A 21,567-nucleotide genomic window follows, 5' to 3' on the forward strand; every position below is an offset into this window, starting at 1 on the left:
TATGAAATCGTGGAAAAATAACGATCGTTTGTTACGTACTTTAGGGTACAAATTTAAGAATGATAAACTGTTAACCCAAGCTTTGACTCATAGAAGTGCTAGCCACAAGCATAATGAGCGGCTTGAGTTTTTAGGTGATTCAATTTTATCTATTGTGATTTCTGATGCTTTATATCATCAGTTTCCTAAGGCAACAGAAGGTGACATGAGCCGGATGCGAGCAACGCTTGTTCGTGGCGATACATTGGCTGTGATAGGTCAAGAGTTCGGATTGGGTGAGTATTTGCATTTGGGCCCAGGCGAACTGAAAAGCGGTGGCTTTCGCAGAGAGTCAATTCTAGCGGACGCTGTGGAAGCTATTATAGGTGCCATTTATTTAGACTCAGATCTCGAAACTATCAGGCAACTACTTTTAGACTGGTACGCAGTGCGTTTGAAAGAGATACTGCCAAATGTAAATCAAAAAGATCCTAAAACCTTGCTTCAAGAACATCTTCAAGGGCTTAAAAAGCCACTCCCAGACTATAGGGTCAAGAAAATTAAGGGTGAAGCACACGATCAAACATTCACTGTTGAATGTAAAATAGAAAAAGTCGGTCAACCCGTTATCGGAGTTGGCGGATCTCGCCGTAAAGCAGAACAAAATGCTGCGGCTCAAATGTTGGAGCTGTTAGCTAAATGAGTAGTAACCAAAAATCGTCAGAAACCTCAGCTGTAGAACCTAGCCTCGATGAACTACTAGCCAGTATAAATAAAACCTCTCCACAAGCGGTACAGTATGACGAAACTTTTTGTGGAATGGTCGCCATTGTTGGTCGTCCTAATGTAGGTAAATCAACTTTGTTGAATCGTTTACTGGATCAGAAAATCAGTATTACGTCTAAAAAGCCGCAAACCACACGTCATCGTATTATGGGCATTCATACTGATGGGCCGAGACAAACGGTTTTTGTTGATACTCCGGGGCTACATATTGAAGAACGTCGTGCGATTAATCGATTGATGAACCGAGCCGCATCGAGTTCGTTAGCTGACGTTTGCATGGTAGTGTTTGTGGTTGATGGAATGAACTGGACCGCAGATGATGAAATGGTCTTGCAAAAGCTTACACGTGGTGCAGAAGCGCTCGACCGTAAAATCGTGCTAGCTATTAATAAAGTTGATTATATTACAGATAAAGAAGCTCTGTTTCCGTATCTTGAACAAATCGCAACTAAAGCAAAATTTGATGAAATATTGCCTATTTCAGCTAAAAACGGCACCAATGTTGAACGTATTTTAGAGCTTGCTAATGAAGCACTACCAGCTTGTCCTCACTTCTTTCCTGAAGATTATGTGACCGATCGTTCTCAACGGTTTATGGCTTCAGAGATTGTACGCGAGAAATTGATGCGATTTTTGGGTGACGAGCTGCCGTATGATGCTACCGTTGAAATCGAGCAATTTAAGCTCATGGAAAATGGTGTTTACCACATCAATGCGCTCATTCTTGTGGAGCGAAAAGGCCAGAAGCGTATGGTCATTGGCAATAAAGGCGAACGCATTCGCACGATTGCGACTCAGGCTCGATTGGATATGGAAACTCTATTTGATAATAAAGTATTCCTAGAAGTTTGGGTAAAGGTAAAATCTGGATGGGCTGATGATGAACGCGCTCTCCGTAGCTTAGGTTACGGTGAAGAATAACAAATTCTATCAGCATAGGCTGCAAAACAACTAGGAAATAACGCCAATGGAGCGAGGTTACGTTTTACATCACCGTCCTTTTCAAGAATCGAAAGCTTTAGTTAACTTGCTAGTCGATGGAAAGGGCAGAGTGGATGCCGTAGCTCGCTTAGGTAGTGGCAAACGTTCAATTAAATCTGTACTACAGCCATTTCAACCGCTTATATTTACGCTTTCCGGTCGTTCAGAACTAAAAACATTGGGGCAGATCGAGGCCGCTGCTCCAGCAGTCCCACTATCAGGCCAAGCCTTATATTCAGGCATGTATCTTAATGAGCTGACTGTGCGCGTTTTGTCGATTCATCATGATGCAACAGAGTTATTTCAGATTTATCATCGAACCTTGTTACAAATGGCTTCTGAATTTTGTCAGAGCCAATTGCGTCTTTTTGAATATCATTTATTGCAAGAGTTAGGTGCAATGCCAAGCTTGCAGTTTGATGAAAATAGAGATCCTTTCGAAGAAGATATTTATTATCGGTTTATTTCCGAGCAAGGCTTTAGTCCTTGCTTAAACACTAAAATTGAAAGCAGCTTTTCAGGTCAAAGCTTAATAGCTTTACGAGAAAACAACATCCAACCTGCTCACTTTAAAGAGCTTAAATTTCTAATGAGGGAGATGTTGAAACCTTTACTTGGGCAAAAAACACTATTGAGTCGACAATTGTTTTTAACATCACGCAATAAACCAGCTAGTTAATTCTTTTCATAGCGGCTTCTATCGCTGGAACCATCTTTTTTAATGTCTCGTTTTTACTATTTTTGATATTGGCATACAGCGAAAATAAAAAGCTTTTGGTGTTATGTAATTTTGCTAAACTTTGCTGGCTTTTGAATACATGATTCCAATTTCGATAGGGTTCAGGGTTACTGATTTTAGCAATAAAAAAGTCCCATTCAGCAAGTGTGTGTTGTTGTCTTAAAAAGGTATAAATAATAGGCCGTGCAATTCGTTCAGGCTCACCGTAAATATAGAAGTGCCCATTTTGTGGTGTGATTTGGTTAGCCAACGCAGTGAGCATTTCGTCTAGGCTGTTCTTTTCTACTTGCTGATTCAGCATGAGTTGTAACATCAAGTCAGCGCCGTGTGCGATAGCATGCCGCCAACCTACAGTGTCATCAAAACCTCGATAATCATTGATACTATTTAAATACTGGACGGCTGTTTTAACAGCAAGCAATCTTTGTTCTGCAGTTAGGTAAGGTGACTTACGGTCTACGCGAACAACCTCAGCAAGTACTAATGCAGAAAAAGATTTATAAACACCATGTGAATCATTGACTTCTGAGCTTAACGTATTAATGAGGAAATTAAACATATCCAGTTGAGTTGATTTGTTGATTTCATCGGCTCTTAATCACTGGCTTAGTGCTGAGTAAGCAACCCCATCTCTAATTTGGGGTTTTGGACTGGCTAAGCAATTGAGTAAAAATATAGATAATTTTTGTTTCTTATCATTATTTTTTAATTCGAAGTTTTTCTTTTTAAGCGCTATAAGCTCGTTGACGAAGGCATTGTTATTATCGCATTTTTCACTTGCCGAATTTGCATTAATAACCTCTTTACTTTGTGTTACTGTGCTGAACAATAGGGTTATGAGTAATACCCCAAAAGTTATTTTCATTCGATTGTCCTTATCATTATTGAAAACGTTGTAGTCTTATAAGTCCATTAGTGCCATGGGTTTTTATGTTTAGGATTTTGTATAAAATTTAGGTCAGTGAGTGTATGAAGAAACTCAATAAGTTGTTCTTTTTCTTTCTTAGTTAATTCAAAACCTTTCACAAAAGGACTTTTGAGCGGATGCAGCCTTCCATCACCCGGATATTTTCCGGAAGTAATATTACGTCCACCTGCAGCATATACATCAATGACTTCTTCAAGAGTGGCAATGCTGCCGTCGTGCATGTATGGCGCAGTTAAAGCAATGTTCCTAAGAGTTGGCGCTCTAAACCTCCCATCATCTAAAAAGTTGCCACTTACTTCGGCTAATCCAGTATCTACTTGAGGATAACCTTTACTGACACCTTGTTGATCAAGTTGAGTTAATACAAAATCGGGACGCTCGGTATAATAAAGACCAGTATTATGAAACGGTCGTCTATCTAGAGGTTGTTTTTCATGAGTGGTGGATTGAGTAAAGTTGAACCCACCATGACAATGATGACATTCTAGTCGCTCTGAAAAAAATAAGTTCATCCCTACTAATTCATCCGGCGTTAATGCTTCATCTTGTTGCTGATAGGCGTATTTATCAAACTTTGTGTCTAAAGAAATTAAACTTCGAACAAAGCTTGATAATGCTTGGGTGATATTGGTGAATGTCGGTTTTACATTTTGGCTCGCAAATGCGGCGTCGAAAAGTTTGGGGTATGGGGCTCGTTTAAAACGACTTAATACCATCTGTTCATTTCCACTCACACCAAGCTCTATTGGATTATCACCAAAGATAGGCAGTAAAATTTGTCGTTCGAGTGTTGTAATCCCATCATGTGACCAAGTTAGGGTTTTATTATATGCAATATTCACCAATGCAGGAGAATTACGTCGATGATGTTGGCCAGTACTTCCTGTTGATGTGACTTTAGGTTCAGCAAAAGCTAATGATTGTATATGACAAGTTGCACAGCTTTGTTTTTGATTAGCTGAAAGGGACTTATCATAAAAAAGGAAGCGTCCTAACTCTACCTTTGCATCAGACATGGGGTTTGCTTTCGGTACTGCAGGTTTAGGGAATCCGTCTGGAATTTCCCAAGCATAAGCTTCTTGAGTCGTTTCTTTTGAAGCTTTGTCTGGCTGGCAACCTAGCAATATAAAAAGAAAACTAAGAGAACAGACTAGCTTAAATTTGGAGTTTAAAGAGTTCATTTGAGTTGCCATACCCCTTCATCCAACTGTAGCGAGCTAACTAATTGGCGACAGGTATTTGAGGTCATATTCGACATACAAGAAGTTCTACTCATTTCTGGATTGGTGAGTATTGGCGCTAAAAGTGGTTTGAGGTTAAACACCAGAGAAGATTGATTCTGATAATCAAAACTAAAATGGATTTGGTTAGGGTATCGACATGGAGTTTTAGGTGAACGCAATATACTTTCGGCTTTACACCCTGTAGAACCAAGGTGAAATTGCCAGCCTGTTTGATAGTATGTTTTTGGATCTTTTGTTCCTTTACCAAGATCAATTCTTAAAAATTTATGCCCTTGTTGCCACGTCCAAAACATATCACTTTGGTTTAATGGAGCTGATTGTTTAAGTGGATTGAGGTGATTAATTTTAAAAGGCACGCCTAACGTAAAGCTGAATGTTCCTTCCTCAATCTCATTGTTGAAATATAGATTCCAATTTGCGTTTTGAGTGTTTTTCTCTCCGTTGCATGGGCTGCCGATCAGAGCAATTGATGACTGTTGGTGATGATTATTTTTTGATATTAAAGGTAAGCTTTGGCCGTTGTTTTTGAACTCACTCAGGTAGAACTGAATTTGGTTAAGTGTCCACTTACTTTCAATGGGTAAAATGCTTGCGCAACTGATTGGAGTTTGATCCCACATCAGCCTGACTTTTAGAGTAGATCCAGTTTGTTTGCAAGAACTCAGCAACAAGGAGCAAAAAATCACAAAGAAGTTAAAAAAAAGATAATGAGGTCTTAGACGAAAAGCTGATGAACCCCCAAAGCAACAAAGCATATTTAAAGCCTTTTTGTATTTATTATGAATGTATAAATATCTGCTTATAAAAAAAATGACAAGCAAATTGTTATAAAAAAGTTGAATATTAATATATTGACCATTATGTTAGTTGTAAAACGGATTTACTGACTAATCGCCAAAATAATCAGAGCGATGGTTCAGTGCTATTGCTCAGGGAATTTTATTTATGCAAGTCATTTCTTCTATTTTTCGTTTCTCATTTTTGGCTTTTTCACTTTTTTGCCTTGATGCAAACCTTTCACGTGTTTTGGCTCATTCTGAACATGACAAAGCTCGCTTTGTAGATTCAAATGGAAAAGATATTGGACGGTGTGATAGTCCATTACGACCCTGTAAAACTATTACCTATGCGGTTAATCACGCCAATAAGGGAGATAAGATTTTGGTCGCTGGTGGGGAATACCGCCTAAATGATGTCGAAGACGTATTTTTGATGACCAGCAAGATTGTGCCAGTTCTAGGGGGGTATAATCGTTACGATCATTTCCTTTCTCAAGCACCGCAGTTGAACTCAACAACGTTAATAGGCGTACCTGAAGAATTTGTCGATGATTTGCGTAATAGTGGCTTCCATGTTGTTAATGACGGTATAGCTCGATACGGTGCTAGGTTGAAAGATAGGCTAAAAAATCATGCTGATCTACAGAACAGTCACCGCAAAACAAGCTGTGTTGATGGTAAAGCGGGTAATTTTAACTGTAGCAATATTGATTTAGTCTCACATATGTCGTTAGGGGATTTTTCATCAAATCCGCCTTCAGCCAATGATATATGGGGACACGTTGATCTTAATACTGGCACAGAGTATGCCATTATAGGTTTGAGGAACGGTACTTCAGTGGTGAGTCTTGAAGACCCAGAGAGTCCTAGAGAAGTTGGTTTTATTACTGGAACATCAACAAGCTGGCGAGATATTAAAGTTTACCAATGGTTTGATGAAGCCAGCTTAAGTTGGAAAGCTAATGCTTATGTTGGCTCGGAAGGCTCAAACTATATACATATTATTGATTTAAGCCAACTTCCTGATTCAGTTTCAAAACTCAATACAGATAAAGCGAGCTTAAGGGCTCATAATGTTTATATAAGTAATGTTGACTATACGACCAACACTGCATTAGAAGGTGCTTCACCTTCTTTACATTTAGTAGGACAAAATGTTGGCGGAGGTGAATTTAGAAATTATAGTTTGGCTGATCCAAGTAAGTTGCAAATCCAATACGCCCGCTCTGGAAATCCGCGTTCTTTCTATACACATGATGCTAGCTCAATGCTTGTTAAAGGAGCTAGAGCTGAAAGTGATTGTAATTCAGCTTCTTGTGCAGTTTTATTTGACTTTAATGAAGAGGAAATGCGGATTTGGAATATCAGTGATCCAACTCAAGTAGATGAATTGTCTAACATTACATACCAGAATGCGTCTTACGTTCATTCGGGCTGGTGGAGTGAAGATAAACAATATGTTTTTGTGCATGATGAGCTGGATGAACAAAATCACGGATTAAATACCACAGTACGTGTGTTTGATATAAACAATTTACAAACCCCGAGGTTAGTAAAAACATGGACAGGTCCTTCAAAAGCTATTGATCATAATGGTTTTGTAAGAGGAAATCGTTATTACATGTCAAACTATCAGCGTGGTGTAACGGTTTTAGATATATCAGATGCAGCCGATCCTAAGCATATTGGATATTTTGATACTTATCCTGCATCAGACAGTAACGCGTTTAATGGTGTATGGGGAGTTTATCCATATTTACCCTCTGGGCTTATTATTGCGAGTGATATAAATAGCGGTTTATATATTTTAAAAGATAACACGTTAGCTAGCTCATCCGGCTCAGTCAGTTTTGAACGTAAAGAATCTCTAATCATACCGGGAAATACAGCAAGGTTAACCATACAGCGACCTGAAGGCCGTGGTGCGGTGAGTGTCGGCTATGAAACCTTAGCGGCTTCAGCAGAAAGTGACGTTGATTTTCAGCCTCAATCAGGACGACTTAATTGGGAAGCGGGAGATAATAGGGCAAAGTCCATTGAATTAGTAAGTTTGGACAGTGGTAAAAATAAGGAATTACTCGTATTTGTAAGATTATTCGATCCCAAAGGTGGATTGACATTAACCTCTCCTAGTTATCACACCTTAAAAGTTGGCGTAAACCCTATTCAAGCCGGAACTATCAGCTTCTTAGGCAATGACAATGTCGTTAATGAAGGTGATGGAAGCGTATCGGTTAAAGTGGCCAGAACAGGTGGTAGCTCGGGATCGGTCAAGGTTAATTATCACTTGCAAAGCGGAACGGCTAGCGTTGGTGAAGATGTGGTTGAAGTATCAGGTGAACTTGAATGGAGTGATGGTGATAATCAACTAAAGACAATTACTGTTTGGGTGTGGGTCTTTTAAAACGACGAAGTTATCCACATCTGTATAACCTCTGTTTGGATTGCTTTTTGTGATACTCCCAATACTTTTCAATATCACCACTCGATCTTAACGACCTAAGTTTTAATATAGCTTCTGCACCTTCAAGACTCCATCTCGCTCCAGTGATATCCAACCTATCATTAATCAGATGACGACAAGCTCCCTCAATGACACCGCTAGCAATTGGGAAACCTTGCTCTAACGCTTTACCGTATTCTAATCTTGATTTATTTCTCAATAGATAACCGATGCACTTATTAATGCCTTCTCGTTGTTTTAATTTCCGTTTTGTTGCACTGATCCCAAGGCCTTTTGCTACTTGTGACGCATTACCTCGTAAGATTTCAGTCGCTCGCTTTTCTATCCAATCTTCGACTTCTGGATCATCTTTTTCAAATAAGCACCACGCCGCTTTCCAGAGATATTCAAGCACATGGATGAAATCCATGACCACCGTTGCATTGATGTTGAGTTTCTTCATCACCCGATAAATTTGTTTTAGCTGATGAGGATGACCATCAACGAGTACAACCCACTGACGGCTTTGAGTTGGGTCTCGTTCCAGAGCTTCTAAAAATGCTTCTTCAATCACAGTCGCAGCGCTTCTTTCTACGCTTGCCCACACACGTTTATTTCTTGGTGGCACACGTAATGGACGAACATTTGAATTATCGTTTCTAGACATGATTGATTCTGGGGTACGATGCAAAGGCTTGGTGGTGTATACCGCTGCAACTTCTGCCATTCGTTTGCGGTCTTTTTTTTCTCCAGCACTTAGGCGTCCTTTGAGCTTCTGTTGTTTCGCTGCTTTTTGCGTGCCCTCTCTCAAGCTATTAGGTTGCATAACGATGCCTTTTCCATCCATAGTCAATACCAGTAAATCAGATGTATTTTCTGGCTTAAGGTATCTCTGCTGGAGATAAAAACCATCAAAATCTTGTGCAATATCCTGCACAATTTGCCTTGCTTGTCGCTTGGGCACGTGCGCACCTGTGGTGGTATCTATTGAGCTTACTGCATCATCATATGAGCCTTTGACTGCTTCTGTAGCGAGTCTTAGGCGTACACCATCAGAGTATTTATCTTTCGAAAGATTCAGCTCACCATCCATTGGAAACACGCTATCACACCGACGTTGACTGTAACCTTTTCGATGCATCGTTACGGTACCAAATAAACTTTCTAAGTTTCGTTTGCAGTTATTTTTCAAATGATTCAATGCAATGTCACGGTTGGAACAAACTTGCTGACGGGGCTCTTCAGCGGTTTTGATATCTAAGAAACCCTGTAATAAACACCGCAACAACTCAGTTCCTTCGGTATCGATATAAGCTTCAACTTCTCCATGGCTCTCTTGCTTAACTTGCTCGTCTTCGAGGTGCGAAATAATACGTTCAAATTGCAATTTGGCTTCAGAAAAGAATGAAAATTCGAGTGAGTTTGAGTATGCTAGTTTCATGAAAGGAGCCTTTTTATATACTTGTTGTGTGTGGAAACTGATAAGTACTATAAAATTGCTCCTTTCGCACCATTTATTAAACCCATCCAATTGATAATTAATGATCTTTTCATGGTTTTCGTCGATCAAAAAGATCTACACCCTTACTGTTTCAGTTATCGAAGATGAAGTTAGGGAAAATGAGGAGCAATTTGCTGTTGTGTTAGAAAGTGTCGATGACAGCGTAATTAGCGGTGGAGATTCAACGATAAAAATAATCGACAACGATAGAGCGAATACTGCACCAGTTGTTTCAGCTGGTGACGACAGAAGTGTTAATGCTGGTGAAACAGTGAGCTTAACTGCGTCTGCGACAGATGCTGAAGGCGATGCCCTGGCCTATCAATGGAGGCAAGTCAATGGTGAAACGGTTGAGTTAGCCCAAAGCAACAGCGCAACAACTTCATTTGTTGCTCCGCAAACCTCATCAGAATTAACTTTTGAAGTGACTGTAACAGATAGCTTTAATGCAATGATTAGGGCTCAGGTTAATATCTCAGTTATTGCTGTAGAAAACCAAGCACCTCAATTGACAGTATCAGCAGTCCAAGATGTTTCAGGAAGGAGTTCGGTGACTTTATCTGCAAACGCAACTGATCCGGAAAACCAAGCTTTATCTTACCAATGGTCTCAAAAGAGTGGCGATAATGTCAGTCTTTCAAACAATGATAAAGACACTGCGAGTTTCGTGGCGCCAAATAAAACCACAGTGCTTATTTTCGAAGTCATGGTTTCGGATACTCTTGGCGCGACCTCAACAGCCGAGGTGAGGGTAAATGTAACAGAAATAGTAACGACATCCCCTCCATCTGAGCTGCAAGGACAATCGAGTTCGGGAGGTGCACTAAGTTGGTTGCTGATATCAATGTTGCTATTGGTAAGAAGACGAAATTAATCCTAGCTCTCATTATCTAATTGATTGGTATTGTTTCGGTTAGCCGATACAATACCTTGCATCACTCAGGGCTTAATTCCTCGCCCCTTGGGGCGAACTAACACAAAAGGTTTGTGTTAGGGTCTGTTGATCTTTCGTGATTGTTTTTGCAGCGATAAATTGGTTATTTTATGCAAGGCAGAGTTTGTGAGGTTTGGTTATTATCGACATACAAAACTGTCGTTACTTTCGTTTCCAAATAAGAAAACGATAACGCAGCACCTTTGATTTAGAAAGAGCGACCAATTTACGCTCTCTCTTTTTTCGATGCTTTTGAGCATTCATTGTTCTGTGTTGTGACCAGCTCACTTAGATGGCTAAGCATCACTGCTCATGCCTTGAACAGATAAATGCTCAAATAGCACAAAATTTAATCCTGAAAGACCAACAGACCCTAGTTCATACCTGCCTAGGCTGGTATCCAGCGACTTTCATTAAACAAGAAAAAGACGCTAGACTCTAGCCTTCGCTAGAGTGACTATAACGTTAAACGATACCTCGCTCCTCTGGGGCGGGGTGATTCATTATTAGAAAGAGACAGTCATTTAGGAGCTTTTAATGAGCCGAATTTTATTGGGCGTTAATATCGACCATATTGCAACATTACGTCAGGCTCGTGGCACGAACTATCCTGATCCTGTGCATGCAGCAGCCGTTGCTGAAAATGCAGGGGCGGAAGGCATTACCATTCATTTACGTGAAGATCGCAGGCACATCATAGATCGTGATGTTTACACATTAGCGAACACGTTAAAAACAAGAATGAACCTTGAAATCGCGGTCACGGATGAGATGCTTGATATCGCTTGTGAAGTTAGACCTAGTTATGTGTGTTTAGTGCCAGAAAAACGTGAAGAGTTAACCACTGAAGGTGGGCTTGATATTGCTGGGCAGCAGCAAAAAATTACAATGGCAGTGGCTAAGTTAGCCGCGCAAGACATAAAAGTATCCTTGTTTATTGATGCTGACCCAATTCAAATCGATGCCGCAGTTGAATCAGGTGCACCATATATTGAAATTCATACTGGTTGCTATGCTGATGCTAAAAATGATGCTGAACAGCAAGAAGAACTAAATCGAATTCGTAAGATGGCGACTTATGCCCACAGCAAAGGCTTAATTGTTAATGCTGGACATGGATTGCATTATCATAATGTGAAACCTATCGCTGCTATCCCTGAGTTATATGAACTTAATATTGGTCACGCTATTATTGCTCGTGCAGCGATTGACGGTTTGGACTTAGCCGTTCGAGATATGAAACAGCTTATGCTGGAAGGCCGTAGAGGCGAATAATGGCGATCATTGGGTTAGGAACAGATATTGTTGAAATAGCCAGAATAACAGCTCATGTTGAACGTGGTGGAGATAAACTTGCTAAGCGAGTGTTAACGCCCGTTGAGTTAAATATTTATCAGCAACATTCTCAAGCTAACCGTTACCTTGCAAAGCGTTTTGCAGCGAAAGAAGCCGCAGCAAAAGCGTTAGGCACAGGTATCGGCCGCGGAGTTTCATTTCAGCATATTCATATTAGTAATAATATGGAAGGAACGCCTTTGATATCGTTTACTGATGGGGCGCATGAAAGGCTGGTATCACTGGGTGGAAGCAGTGCTTCAATTTCGATAGCTGATGAAAAAAACTATGCGGTATCAACCGTTATTATAGAATCTTAGCTTATACCAATTACAGTAATTAACTTCCCATTCAGCAAGAGCTAAAGGATTTCAGTACAAGGCGCAAGTTTGAAGTACTATATACCCTAACGGCCGCCATACAAAGCTGGCGTTCAACGCACTTCGTGCTTTTGTTGGGATAATTCAAAAACTTGTAACGTAGTAATGGAGTCCTTTAGCCTTGCTTAATAACTGTAATTGGTATTAGAGGCGGCTAGGCGAGTTTCTTATCAGAAACCTTAGGTAGGTCTTCTAAGCCTAAATCACACCTGAGCTGTAGAGAGGTTACGCTGATATTGGTCATTTTTTTCAGCACTAGCCTTTCTACTTCAGCGTTTGCAAATCGCCTTGATTGCTCTAAGCTGCTAAACTCACTCTCTAATGCATTAGCCAAGCACTCACAGCTTTGAAGCATTTTTGGAAGAGTATCTCGTTTGTCTTGTCGAGTTCGAGCGCTAAGCCAAATAATTCTATGTGTGACTGCGTCTTCAAGCAATTTGGTGTGTTGATGCTCAAAACCCTCGATATCCGTTAAATCAAGCTGATTTACTCTTGCAACAATACTTAATGCGGCTGTGATAGATTGATTTTTTATTGTGGCGATATTGTGTGCAAAAGCACCTTGACGACCATAAGTAATAATTTCATCTCCTTCGCGGGGAATACCAACCGTATATAAATTTTTTGATATGGTTTTATCAGGCTGTATAAGCTCACCCAACCGAGTGACTTCAATTCCTCTTGCCGTTTTTTGGTGCGGGATAGCTAGTTTCTGTTTATCAATTAAATTTCTCCAAAGTGGATTGCTCACTTTGGAGTAGTCGGTTTCTTGGTTTAAATTTGAAACCAGCATTTGTACATTCAGTGTTAAATTGGTTTGCGATTTTTTATCATAATAATGAATGGCTAACGTATTGTCTTGGTTGATGGTAACGGATTTGATGTTTGCTACGATGAGGGTTACGTCATGCTCTCTAAGAGGCTCTACTCTATTTGTTGTTACAGACATAGCTGATACCCGCATTTTGGTAATAATAGAGTTATATTTCATGAGTAACATTGAAACATCTTTTTTTGGTACTTTCGCGATAAGCTCAGGCAAATATGCTTCCCATGCTTTACAAATTCGCTCTGGAATGATGCTCTCTGGAATATCAGGAACAGCAGATTTTATTTTCTTTTTAACTTCTTGCCATTCAAGTTTGACCGCTTTTACTAGTTGTTCAGGTCCTTGATAAGTTTGCTCTATAAAAGCGGGTTTTCTTACCGAAATTACTTGATGTTCATGATTAGTTGGATAGGTAAATGGCGTTAACCCTGCTCGAGAAAACATAGTGATGTGACCTTGATGCTTAAAGTCTTCTCGAAGCGTGATGACAGTGTCATAAGCCGATAAGCTTGAACCAATAATAGCGATGTGATCATTTTTGTTTAATGAGTGTAATCGCGAATAACCTTCATCAATGTACTGACATCTTAAAAAGTTTGGATGATTTTCAAGTGGTTGAGTAAAAGGGAAACTAGAAAGCTCATTCCCAGTACCTATGATGACATGTTTTGCATTAAGAGTTTGAAGGGTATTATTATTTGAACTTAAGTGAATTTGATAGCCACTTTCTTTAGCCACAACGTCAATTACTTCGGAATCAAGCTCAGTTAAAATGGTGCCACTAACAGAGTTCGCGAGTGCTTGATTCATCCGTGTTTTTAAATACTCGGTGTAAACCCTTCTAGGAGCTGGACTGCTTATGCCAAAAACAATATGTTTCCATTTATCAGGCCAAGTGCTTCTATCGGCTTCTTCATTTAACCAGTTCAAAAAATCATTAACGTCTTCACGGAAGATAGACATTCGTCCTGCTTGAATGTTGAAAACATGATTCCAGCTATTTCCACCGCCAGCATAGGCTAAACCGCCATATTTATGGCTGCTTGTTTTTTCGGAAACAGCAATGGATAAAGGTTTATTAGAAAATTGAAGCAATCTAATAACAGTAGCTGTAGAGGCTGCACCAGCTCCAATGACGAAAACATCGACATGATTCATTGTCATCCTGACAATCCTTTAAATCCATTTAAGTTTATAAATTATAGCGCGTTTAAATTAAGAATATTAATTTGTTCTAGTTAAGTACAAGCCGCAATTAAAACAATAATACCAATTACAGCAATTAACTTCCCACTCAGCAAGAGCTAAAGGGTTTCAGTACAAGGCGCAAGTTTGAGGTACTATATACCTTAACGGCCGCCATACAAAGCTGACGTTCAACGCACTTCGTGCTTTTGTCGGGATAATTCAAAAACTTGCAACACAGTAATGGAATCCTTTAGCCTTGCCCTTCGGGAGCTTGTATGTGTCCAAATTACTACGCAAAATTGTCTTAACCTAGCAATGTAATAACGACAGTTTTGTATGTTGGTAATAACTATGTCTTCATCAATTTCACTTGTACTTTGGACACATACATAGCTCTGAGTTGGGTATTTAATTACTGTAATTGGTATAATATAGAGGTCTTATTAAACTTTAACCTACCGTGAAAATAGCCGCTAACACCTACTCCCAAGCCTGTTAGTGAAAGCATAAAAGCTAAAAATCACTTCGCCTTTAGCTTTAGGTTGGAAATAATCTTCAAATCTCAGCGAATACAATTTTCATGGTGTAGGGTGATAGAAAAAATAGTAGTCAAAGTAAACGCATATGACATCCATGCCTATCATGAACGTTTAGGTTGAAACGCAACAATAGCCCGTTTGATTTTATTTTTTGAAGTTCAGAAAAACAAAGTCAGTAATTCATTCACGAACATGTGGCCTTTGGAAGTTAATATCCAATGAGACTCCGTTTCAGTGACTAATTCTTTTTTCTTAGCTGTTTCCATTCCACCAGTTATTAGGTCTCTATCTAACCCAGTTCTTCCTTCGAATTCTGATTTCGGGATCGGTGATATCAATCGAAAGCGATTCATTAAATACTCTAAAGCTCGGTCGTCTTTTTCGACATCCGTAGACTCAAACATATATGACTTGGCGCTTAAATAACCTTTAGGGTGTTTAATTTTTACAGTTCGAATAATTCTATCTTCGTTAGGAAGGGTGATTTTTCCATGAGCACCGCAACCAATACCAAGGTAATCGCCAAACTGCCAGTAATTAATGTTATGTCGACACTGATATCCAGGCTTTGCATAGGCGGATATTTCATATTGTTGGTAACCTAAATTGGCCAGTTTTTGTTGCCCTTGCTCATAAATATGCCATAGCGATTCATCATTCGGTAGCTGTGGTGGTTTAGAGTGAAAAAGAGTATTAGGTTCAATAGTTAATTGATACCAAGATAAATGAGGTGGATTTAAGCTTGTAGCTTTATCAATATCGAACATGGCTTCATCGAAGCTTTGGTCGGGCAGTCCATGCATGATATCTAAATTAAAACTGTTGTAATTGGCGCTATGGGCGTGCTTGGCTGCATTTTCAGCTTCAGCTTCATCATGGATTCGACCCAGTAGGTTTAACTTTTGGGCTGAAAAACTTTGTATGCCAATCGATAAACGAGTTACACCTGCTTGCCGGTAAGCCGCAAAGTCATCATGCTCCAAGGTGCCAGGGTTGGCTTCCATGGTGATTTCAATATCATGATTAAACGGGATAAGTTTATCTACTTCAGTAAGCAGCTTAGCAATCGAATTGGCCGAAAATAGAGAAGGCGTGCCGCCGCCGATAAAAATACTATGTAACTTTCTTCCTTGGCAATATTGTAGATCTTGAGTCAGATCTTCAATAAGTGCGTCAATATATGCATTTTCTGGTAGCGGTCCCTTTTGTCCATGAGAATTGAAGTCACAATAGGGACATTTTTGAACACACCAAGGGATATGCACATATAAACTCAGTGGAGGCAGTATTAACATAAATTATCCGATTATCTTTTGCTGTTTAAGTGCATCGATAAGTAAGGCCAAAGCTTTTCCACGATGACTAATAGAATTTTTATGTTGAGCATCCATATGGGCGACAGTTTGTGAGCTTCCTTCGGGAATGAATATAGGATCGTAACCATGACCGCCATTACCGTCAGCTTCATAAGCGATGGTTCCTTCCCAAGAAGCTTGAGCAATAATTGGAGTAGGATCTTTTGCATGACGCATATAAATAAGTACACATTGAAAGCGTGCGCTTCGAGCTTCAACGTTTTTTAATGCTTCAAGTAGCTTCTCATAATTTGAGGTTTCAGTGGCATTTTCGCCAGAATATCGTGCAGAGTAAATCCCTGGCTGGCCATTGAGAGCGTCAACTTCAATGCCTGAATCATCGGAAATCGTTGGGCTTTTACAAAACTCAGCAGCATGCCTTGCTTTGATAATGGCATTCTCAACAAAAGTGGTACCCGTTTCCGCGACTGATGGGACATCAAACTCGCTTTGAGGTAATACTTGAACTTTATATTGATTAAACAGCTGATTAAATTCTGCAAGTTTTCCTTTATTTCCACTTGCAAGCACTATCTGAGTCATGATGATCACCACATTTAAAAATTCGTGGCAATCATACGCAATCGTTTTGTGAGTTTCTACCGTGTATCAATATAAATAGAGCCTGAAATCAGGCTCAAGTGAAATGATAACAAGCGGGAAAATTATTCTACATAAAATTTTTGTTTGAACTTCACTTTAGTACTGAGCTCTTTACCGTGCATGATATTAATATCGAAATTGATCGTTCCGTCATCACGATATGGTACTTCAGCGATGTAATAGGTGGCATCACCTTCGCGTACCTCTTTAAACTCTAAATTAATATGTGAATCAAGGATGTTTTTTGCCACACCGTCAATTTTTACAGGTACGGACGGCTTGTTTTTCAACCGATTATCTAACACGGTTATATTGACAATACCCGTATATTGGCTTCGTTTTATATTGTAGGTTTTTGCAATGCTTGGGGTTAAAAATGTACTGCCGAAGGCCATGTAGTGAATATCAAAATTACCGACAACCGTTTTTTGTTCTGCTTGAGCAACCCCGAACAAGCCAGCGGTTAACATGAGTATCGCACAAAGATTCTTAAGCATGATGACACCTTTCTTGTGGTCAGATATGCGATGAGTATATACCCATCGAACAGAGACCTCAAAAGTCTGATTTTTCGCTATTTAGGGGCAAACAGATAGCGGCTGAAATAGCCGCCACAATATGAAAGTTAAATGATATTCCAGAACGGAATGTACTGTGCAAACAATAAATTTAAGAAGTGCAGTCCGATAAACAATGCCATAACAGATAAATCTAACCCACCCATTGGTGGGATGATACGACGTATTGGGGCTAGCAGCGGATCGGTAAGTTGTCCTAGCATCATGACAAATGGGTTATAACCTTGGTTAAACCAGCTCAAAATTGCTCTGATTAATAACATCCAAAATAGTAAGGTGCCAGTATGTTTAATGACCGATACAAATGAAATCATCAAGATAAATAGGAAGTCTATTGAGCTGCCGACAATTAAAGATAAAAGTGTCAACTTTAGTGTGACAACAGCTAAAGCCAGCACAAAAGTCGACGTGTCAAAACCACCTATCGAAGGTAAAACTCTTCTCATAGGAGCCAAGATTGGTTGAGTTACTTTGACTACGAACTGAGAAAAAGGATTGTAAAAATCGGCTCTTGCCATTTGGAGCCATAAACGGAGTATGACAACGGTTAAGTAGAGATCGAATATTGTTGTTATTAGAAAGCTCATTGCATTCATAGTGTCGATTCGCCTGTAATTGATAGTGTAATCTGTAAACTCTAATTTCTGATTTTAGAGTGTTAAAAAAGTTTTTCCATGTCTTCTGCTTTTTTTATGCAATTCTTCATTGAAGATTCAATTAAGTCTCTTAAGCCACCTTTTTCAAACGTCGCAATGGCTTCAGCGGTTGTTCCGCCTTTTGATGTAACATTTTGTCTAAGCTCAGCAGCACTGAGTTGTGGGTTTTGCTTGACCATTTCAGCGGCGCCCAGTGCGGCTTGTTGCACCATTAGTCGAACACTTTCAGCAGGCATGCCCAATTCTTCGCCTACTTGAATCATAGATTCCATGAACATAAAAAAATAAGCTGGTGAACTTCCTGCTAGTGCAATGACATTATTTAAGTCGGATTCTTTTTCAACCCAAACGACATCACCGCCTGTTGCCATGATAGTTTGGCAAAGTTGCTTTTGAGGTTCAGTGATATTCGCTGGAGCAAAGACTCCTGTGACACCAACACCGATTTGTGTAGGTGTATTTGGCATGGTGCGAATAAGGTTTATTGGTTGGTTCAGATAATCAGAATAGCGCTTAGCTGGGATACCTGCCGCGATAGTTATTATCAATTTACTACTAACGTCGATATTTTGTAAGTGTTCGCAAACTGCTTGCATTAGCTGTGGCTTTACCGCTAAAACAATGACGTCAGCATTTTGCGCGGCTTGGTGATTATCGTGTGAAACTGAAATTCCAAATTCAGATTGCAGTGCCGTGAGTTTTCCAGCACTTGGGTTGGTTGATTCAATTAAATTCGCTGGATACCCACCATTTACCAAGCCACTAATGATACTGCGAGCCATGTTGCCTGAGCCGATAAAGCAAATTTTACGTGATGTAATAGACATAATTTGTTAATTCTCGTTAAATTAAATACATTTGTGCTGTTCGGTTAAATTACAAGGATTAACGCTTGCCAAATATTGCACTGCCAACTCTTACCATTGTAGAGTCGTGTTTTACTGCGAGCTCTATGTCATTGCTCATTCCTAAAGATAAAGTGTCAACATTCGGGTAACGAGCTTGTAGTTTTTTGAAAGCGCTTTGCATTGAGCTGAACTCTATAGAGAGCTTCTGTTCATCGTCGATAGAACTCGGTATTGCCATGAGACCGCGTAATGCTAATCGTGGCAGTGAATGTATTAGTTCAGCTAAAGTGTCAACGTCACTGAGTAGTACACCTGATTTTGAACTTTCTTGGCTAATATTAACCTGAATGCAAATATTCAGCGGTGGGAGAGCATCCGATCTTTGATTATTTAATCGAACGGCTATCTTTTCGCGCTCAATGGTATGGATCCAATCAAAATGCGTTGCGGCATCAGCGGTTTTATTTGACTGTAAAGAGCCAATAAAATGCCACACTATATCGTTGTGGCTTGAGGATAAAGCTTGGATCTTTTGGATGGCTTCTTGAATATAGTTTTCACCGAAGTCTCTCTGCCCAGAGTCATAAGCTGTGATGATGTCAGAATTCGGTTTTGTTTTGCTAACGGCGAGTAATGTGACCGAATCAGGTACTCTATGATATTTGTCGATAGCGAGTTTGATTCTATCTAAGGTCTGTGCCAGTCTGTCAGTTATTGTTATCATGGTGTAATCGCGTTTTAACGGAATTCTATTTATGGATATTACAGAATTATTAGCCTTTAGTGTAAAACATAAGGCATCAGATTTGCACTTGTCAGCAGGTGTTTCGCCGATGATCCGCGTTGATGGCGAAGTGAGAAAAATCAACTTACCAGCGCTTGATCATGCTGCCGTACAAAATTTAGTGTACGACATTATGAATGATAAGCAGCGCAAAGACTATGAAGAACATTTAGAAATTGATTTTTCATTTGAAGTTCCTGATTTAGCCCGTTTTCGCGTCAATGCATTTAATCAACAACGTGGTGCAGGAGCCGTGTTTCGTACTATCCCGAGTGACATTCTTACATTAGAGCAACTCGGCGCGCCTGAAATATTTAAGAAAATTTCGAGTTTCCCACGTGGGTTAGTTTTAGTTACTGGGCCGACTGGCTCAGGTAAAAGTACGACTTTAGCAGCGATGATCGATTACATTAATGAAAACCGCCACGATCATATTCTAACTATTGAAGATCCAATCGAATTCGTTCATGAAAACAAGCAGTGCTTGATCAATCAGCGTGAAGTGCATCGTGATACACACAGCTTCAATGCGGCATTGCGCAGTGCATTGCGTGAAGATCCGGATGTTATTTTAGTCGGGGAAATGCGCGATCTCGAAACCATTCGTTTAGCCATGACAGCTGCCGAAACAGGCCATTTAGTGTTTGGTACGCTGCATACAACATCAGCCGCCAAAACCATTGACCGTGTAGTCGATGTTTTTCCTGCCGCCGAAAAAGATATGGTTCGTACCATGCTATCAGAATCTTTGCAGGCTGTGATTTCACAAACTTTAATTAAAAAAGAAGGCGGTGGCCGTGTGGCCGCACATGAAATCATGATGGGTACTCCTGCAATACGAAATTTGATCCGAGAGGATAAAGTGGCGCAAATGTACTCAGCGATTCAAACGGGCATGTCCCATGGTATGCAAACACTTGAACAGTGTTTACAGAATTTAGTTAATCGAGGCGCAATTAGCCGAGAAAATGCTCAAGCTAAAAGCTCAAGCCAACACACTAATTTTTAAGGATTGATCATGGATGTTAGCCCGTTTTTAAGAGTGATGATTGAACGTAAAGCGTCAGATTTATTTGTAACTGCGGGCTTTCCACCGAGCGCTAAAATCGATGGTGAATTGCGTCAACTTACAGATTCTCCCTATACACCTGAGCAATCATTGAAGTTTGTTGAATCATTAATGAATGACGCACAAAAGGCAGAGTTTCACGAAACTAAAGAATGTAATTTTGCTTTTTCAGCCAAAGAACATGGCCGATTTCGAGTTAGTGCATTTTGGCAACGAGAAGCACCTGGATGTGTGATGCGACGCATTGAAACACAGATCCCTGCTGTTGAAGATTTACAGTTGCCAAGCATTCTTAAAGAGTTAGTCCTGAGTAAACGTGGTTTGTTTATCATGGTTGGGGGAACTGGCACGGGTAAGTCCACCTCACTAGCTGCGCTTGTTGGGTATCGTAATGTTAATGCTCGTGGTCATATCTTGACTATTGAAGATCCGATTGAATTTGTTCATGAACATCGTAAAAGCATTATTACTCAACGAGAAGTCGGAATTGATACTGATTCGTTTGATGCGGCTCTGAAAAGCTCTTTAAGACAAGCACCTGATGTCATTATGATTGGTGAGATTCGAACTCAAGAAACGATGGAGTTCGCACTATCGTTTGCTGAAACAGGCCATCTTTGTCTTGCAACGCTGCATGCAAATAATGCTAACCAAGCATTAGATCGTATTATGCACTTAGTCCCAAAAGAGAAACATCAGCAATTGTTATTTGATTTATCCCTCAATCTGAAAGGAATTGTGGCTCAGCAATTGGTACCAAGATCTGATGGTTTAGGAAGACGAGCAGCCATCGAAGTGTTGATAAACACTCCACGTGTTGCCAGCATAATTGCAAATAATGAATTGCACTTTCTGAAAGAAACGATGGCAAAATCGACAGAGCAAGGCATGCAAACCTTCGATCAGTCGCTGTTTGCGTTATACAAAGAAGGTGAGGTGAGTTATGCCGATGCATTGCATCATGCCGATTCACCTAATGATTTACGACTAATGATAAAACTTGATACTACCAATTCGTCAGATAAAAATAACGGCTTTATGGATGGAGTAACTTTAGATCTAGATTAAGTCATGGTCTACAGAGTTAAG

The 21,567-nt window shown here is 39.9% G+C and carries 21 protein-coding genes; 9 read left to right on the plus strand and 12 right to left on the minus strand.

Annotation, left to right across the window (positions count from 1 at the left end; genetic code table 11):
- The first annotated feature begins 1 nt into the window (after position 1).
- Genes rnc through recO form a run of 3 tightly spaced genes read left to right on the plus strand, consistent with a single transcriptional unit; the run spans position 2 to position 2,425 of the window.
- On the plus strand, positions 2-682 hold the full coding sequence (rnc, locus tag E2I05_RS05310; RefSeq protein ID WP_121854179.1) for a ribonuclease III: 681 nt from the start codon (positions 2-4) through the stop codon (positions 680-682).
- Entirely contained in the window at positions 679-1,686 is a 1,008-nt protein-coding gene (gene era / locus E2I05_RS05315) for a GTPase Era (protein ID WP_121854180.1), read from the plus strand. The genes rnc and era overlap by 4 nt, the downstream gene beginning before the upstream one ends.
- A gap of 46 nt (positions 1,687-1,732) precedes the next feature.
- On the plus strand, positions 1,733-2,425 hold the full coding sequence (recO, locus tag E2I05_RS05320; protein ID WP_121854181.1) for a DNA repair protein RecO: 693 nt from the start codon (positions 1,733-1,735) through the stop codon (positions 2,423-2,425).
- Here recO and E2I05_RS05325 read toward each other — a convergent pair.
- Genes E2I05_RS05325 through E2I05_RS05340 form a run of 4 tightly spaced genes read right to left on the minus strand, consistent with a single transcriptional unit; the run spans position 2,418 to position 5,412 of the window.
- On the minus strand, positions 2,418-3,044 hold the full coding sequence (locus E2I05_RS05325; protein WP_121854182.1) for a DUF2785 domain-containing protein: 627 nt from the start codon (positions 3,042-3,044) through the stop codon (positions 2,418-2,420). The two genes, recO and E2I05_RS05325, sit on opposite strands and share 8 nt — an antisense overlap.
- A gap of 39 nt (positions 3,045-3,083) precedes the next feature.
- Positions 3,084-3,350: a hypothetical protein gene (locus E2I05_RS05330; RefSeq protein WP_121854183.1), complete on the minus strand. Its 267-nt coding sequence runs from the start codon at positions 3,348-3,350 to the stop codon at positions 3,084-3,086.
- Positions 3,351-3,397: 47 nt separating this feature from the next.
- Complete coding sequence (locus tag E2I05_RS05335; protein ID WP_121854187.1) at positions 3,398-4,594, minus strand: MbnH family di-heme enzyme; 1,197 nt, start codon at positions 4,592-4,594, stop codon at positions 3,398-3,400.
- The gene (locus E2I05_RS05340) at positions 4,591-5,412 is read right to left on the minus strand and encodes an MbnP family copper-binding protein (protein ID WP_121854184.1); all 822 of its coding nucleotides are present in this window, start codon (positions 5,410-5,412) and stop codon (positions 4,591-4,593) included. Before E2I05_RS05340 ends, E2I05_RS05335 begins: the two co-directional genes overlap by 4 nt.
- A 190-nt stretch (positions 5,413-5,602) precedes the next feature.
- On the opposite strand from E2I05_RS05340, the gene E2I05_RS05345 reads away from it, so the two are divergent.
- On the plus strand, positions 5,603-7,840 hold the full coding sequence (locus E2I05_RS05345; RefSeq protein ID WP_121854185.1) for a choice-of-anchor B family protein: 2,238 nt from the start codon (positions 5,603-5,605) through the stop codon (positions 7,838-7,840).
- A 10-nt stretch (positions 7,841-7,850) separates the two neighbouring features.
- Here E2I05_RS05345 and E2I05_RS05350 read toward each other — a convergent pair whose 3' ends face one another.
- On the minus strand, positions 7,851-9,320 hold the full coding sequence (locus E2I05_RS05350; protein ID WP_133309465.1) for an ISKra4 family transposase: 1,470 nt from the start codon (positions 9,318-9,320) through the stop codon (positions 7,851-7,853).
- Between the two features lie 100 nt (positions 9,321-9,420).
- On the opposite strand from E2I05_RS05350, the gene E2I05_RS05355 reads away from it, so the two are divergent.
- From E2I05_RS05355 to acpS, 3 genes are all read left to right on the plus strand, one after another.
- The gene (locus E2I05_RS05355) at positions 9,421-10,254 is read left to right on the plus strand and encodes a PKD domain-containing protein (RefSeq protein ID WP_121853565.1); all 834 of its coding nucleotides are present in this window, start codon (positions 9,421-9,423) and stop codon (positions 10,252-10,254) included.
- Positions 10,255-10,851: 597 nt separating this feature from the next.
- Positions 10,852-11,589, plus strand: coding sequence for a pyridoxine 5'-phosphate synthase (gene pdxJ, locus E2I05_RS05360; protein ID WP_121853564.1), 738 nt, complete (start codon positions 10,852-10,854; stop codon positions 11,587-11,589).
- Positions 11,589-11,969: a holo-ACP synthase gene (acpS, locus tag E2I05_RS05365; RefSeq protein ID WP_121853563.1), complete on the plus strand. Its 381-nt coding sequence runs from the start codon at positions 11,589-11,591 to the stop codon at positions 11,967-11,969. Before pdxJ ends, acpS begins: the two co-directional genes overlap by 1 nt.
- A 214-nt stretch (positions 11,970-12,183) precedes the next feature.
- Here acpS and E2I05_RS05370 read toward each other — a convergent pair whose 3' ends face one another.
- From E2I05_RS05370 to E2I05_RS05400, 7 genes are all read right to left on the minus strand, one after another.
- Positions 12,184-14,022 carry an FAD/NAD(P)-binding protein gene (locus tag E2I05_RS05370; RefSeq protein WP_121853562.1) on the minus strand — a complete coding sequence of 613 codons (1,839 nt, stop codon included), beginning with the start codon at positions 14,020-14,022 and terminating at the stop codon, positions 12,184-12,186.
- A gap of 721 nt (positions 14,023-14,743) precedes the next feature.
- Entirely contained in the window at positions 14,744-15,880 is a 1,137-nt protein-coding gene (hemW, locus tag E2I05_RS05375; RefSeq protein WP_121853561.1) for a radical SAM family heme chaperone HemW, read from the minus strand.
- Between the two features lie 3 nt (positions 15,881-15,883).
- The gene (gene rdgB, locus E2I05_RS05380; protein ID WP_121853560.1) at positions 15,884-16,483 is read right to left on the minus strand and encodes an RdgB/HAM1 family non-canonical purine NTP pyrophosphatase; all 600 of its coding nucleotides are present in this window, start codon (positions 16,481-16,483) and stop codon (positions 15,884-15,886) included.
- A gap of 122 nt (positions 16,484-16,605) precedes the next feature.
- On the minus strand, positions 16,606-17,040 hold the full coding sequence (locus E2I05_RS05385; protein WP_121853559.1) for a DUF4426 domain-containing protein: 435 nt from the start codon (positions 17,038-17,040) through the stop codon (positions 16,606-16,608).
- A 128-nt stretch (positions 17,041-17,168) separates the two neighbouring features.
- Positions 17,169-17,717 (minus strand): YggT family protein, encoded by a 549-nt coding sequence (locus tag E2I05_RS05390; protein WP_121853558.1) that lies wholly within the window; start codon positions 17,715-17,717, stop codon positions 17,169-17,171.
- Positions 17,718-17,779: 62 nt separating this feature from the next.
- On the minus strand, positions 17,780-18,598 hold the full coding sequence (gene proC, locus E2I05_RS05395) for a pyrroline-5-carboxylate reductase (protein ID WP_121853567.1): 819 nt from the start codon (positions 18,596-18,598) through the stop codon (positions 17,780-17,782).
- Between the two features lie 64 nt (positions 18,599-18,662).
- A complete protein-coding gene (locus E2I05_RS05400; RefSeq protein ID WP_121853557.1) occupies positions 18,663-19,349 on the minus strand; it encodes a YggS family pyridoxal phosphate-dependent enzyme in 687 nt (228 codons plus the stop codon).
- A 31-nt stretch (positions 19,350-19,380) separates the two neighbouring features.
- On the opposite strand from E2I05_RS05400, the gene E2I05_RS05405 reads away from it, so the two are divergent.
- A complete protein-coding gene (locus E2I05_RS05405) occupies positions 19,381-20,418 on the plus strand; it encodes a type IV pilus twitching motility protein PilT (RefSeq protein ID WP_121853556.1) in 1,038 nt (345 codons plus the stop codon).
- A gap of 9 nt (positions 20,419-20,427) precedes the next feature.
- Positions 20,428-21,546: a PilT/PilU family type 4a pilus ATPase gene (locus E2I05_RS05410; protein WP_121853555.1), complete on the plus strand. Its 1,119-nt coding sequence runs from the start codon at positions 20,428-20,430 to the stop codon at positions 21,544-21,546.
- The last annotated feature ends 21 nt before the right edge of the window (positions 21,547-21,567 follow it).

It is taken from the genome of Parashewanella spongiae (genome assembly GCF_004358345.1).
In the GTDB taxonomy this organism is placed as follows: Bacteria; Pseudomonadota; Gammaproteobacteria; order Enterobacterales; family Shewanellaceae; genus Parashewanella; species Parashewanella spongiae.

What these genes read in the sequence shown, in the direction of transcription:
- rnc (WP_121854179.1), top strand. Translation starts at nt 2, where the DNA reads ATGAAATCGTGGAAAAATAACGATCGTTTGTTACGTACTTTAGGGTAC.
- era (WP_121854180.1), top strand. Translation starts at nt 679, where the DNA reads ATGAGTAGTAACCAAAAATCGTCAGAAACCTCAGCTGTAGAACCTAGC.
- recO (WP_121854181.1), top strand. Translation starts at nt 1,733, where the DNA reads ATGGAGCGAGGTTACGTTTTACATCACCGTCCTTTTCAAGAATCGAAA.
- E2I05_RS05325 (WP_121854182.1), bottom strand. Translation starts at nt 3,044, where the DNA reads ATGTTTAATTTCCTCATTAATACGTTAAGCTCAGAAGTCAATGATTCA.
- E2I05_RS05330 (WP_121854183.1), bottom strand. Translation starts at nt 3,350, where the DNA reads ATGAAAATAACTTTTGGGGTATTACTCATAACCCTATTGTTCAGCACA.
- E2I05_RS05335 (WP_121854187.1), bottom strand. Translation starts at nt 4,594, where the DNA reads ATGAACTCTTTAAACTCCAAATTTAAGCTAGTCTGTTCTCTTAGTTTT.
- E2I05_RS05340 (WP_121854184.1), bottom strand. Translation starts at nt 5,412, where the DNA reads ATGCTTTGTTGCTTTGGGGGTTCATCAGCTTTTCGTCTAAGACCTCAT.
- E2I05_RS05345 (WP_121854185.1), top strand. Translation starts at nt 5,603, where the DNA reads ATGCAAGTCATTTCTTCTATTTTTCGTTTCTCATTTTTGGCTTTTTCA.
- E2I05_RS05350 (WP_133309465.1), bottom strand. Translation starts at nt 9,320, where the DNA reads ATGAAACTAGCATACTCAAACTCACTCGAATTTTCATTCTTTTCTGAA.
- E2I05_RS05355 (WP_121853565.1), top strand. Translation starts at nt 9,421, where the DNA reads ATGATCTTTTCATGGTTTTCGTCGATCAAAAAGATCTACACCCTTACT.
- pdxJ (WP_121853564.1), top strand. Translation starts at nt 10,852, where the DNA reads ATGAGCCGAATTTTATTGGGCGTTAATATCGACCATATTGCAACATTA.
- acpS (WP_121853563.1), top strand. Translation starts at nt 11,589, where the DNA reads ATGGCGATCATTGGGTTAGGAACAGATATTGTTGAAATAGCCAGAATA.
- E2I05_RS05370 (WP_121853562.1), bottom strand. Translation starts at nt 14,022, where the DNA reads ATGACAATGAATCATGTCGATGTTTTCGTCATTGGAGCTGGTGCAGCC.
- hemW (WP_121853561.1), bottom strand. Translation starts at nt 15,880, where the DNA reads ATGTTAATACTGCCTCCACTGAGTTTATATGTGCATATCCCTTGGTGT.
- rdgB (WP_121853560.1), bottom strand. Translation starts at nt 16,483, where the DNA reads ATGACTCAGATAGTGCTTGCAAGTGGAAATAAAGGAAAACTTGCAGAA.
- E2I05_RS05385 (WP_121853559.1), bottom strand. Translation starts at nt 17,040, where the DNA reads ATGCTTAAGAATCTTTGTGCGATACTCATGTTAACCGCTGGCTTGTTC.
- E2I05_RS05390 (WP_121853558.1), bottom strand. Translation starts at nt 17,717, where the DNA reads ATGAATGCAATGAGCTTTCTAATAACAACAATATTCGATCTCTACTTA.
- E2I05_RS05400 (WP_121853557.1), bottom strand. Translation starts at nt 19,349, where the DNA reads ATGATAACAATAACTGACAGACTGGCACAGACCTTAGATAGAATCAAA.
- E2I05_RS05405 (WP_121853556.1), top strand. Translation starts at nt 19,381, where the DNA reads ATGGATATTACAGAATTATTAGCCTTTAGTGTAAAACATAAGGCATCA.
- E2I05_RS05410 (WP_121853555.1), top strand. Translation starts at nt 20,428, where the DNA reads ATGGATGTTAGCCCGTTTTTAAGAGTGATGATTGAACGTAAAGCGTCA.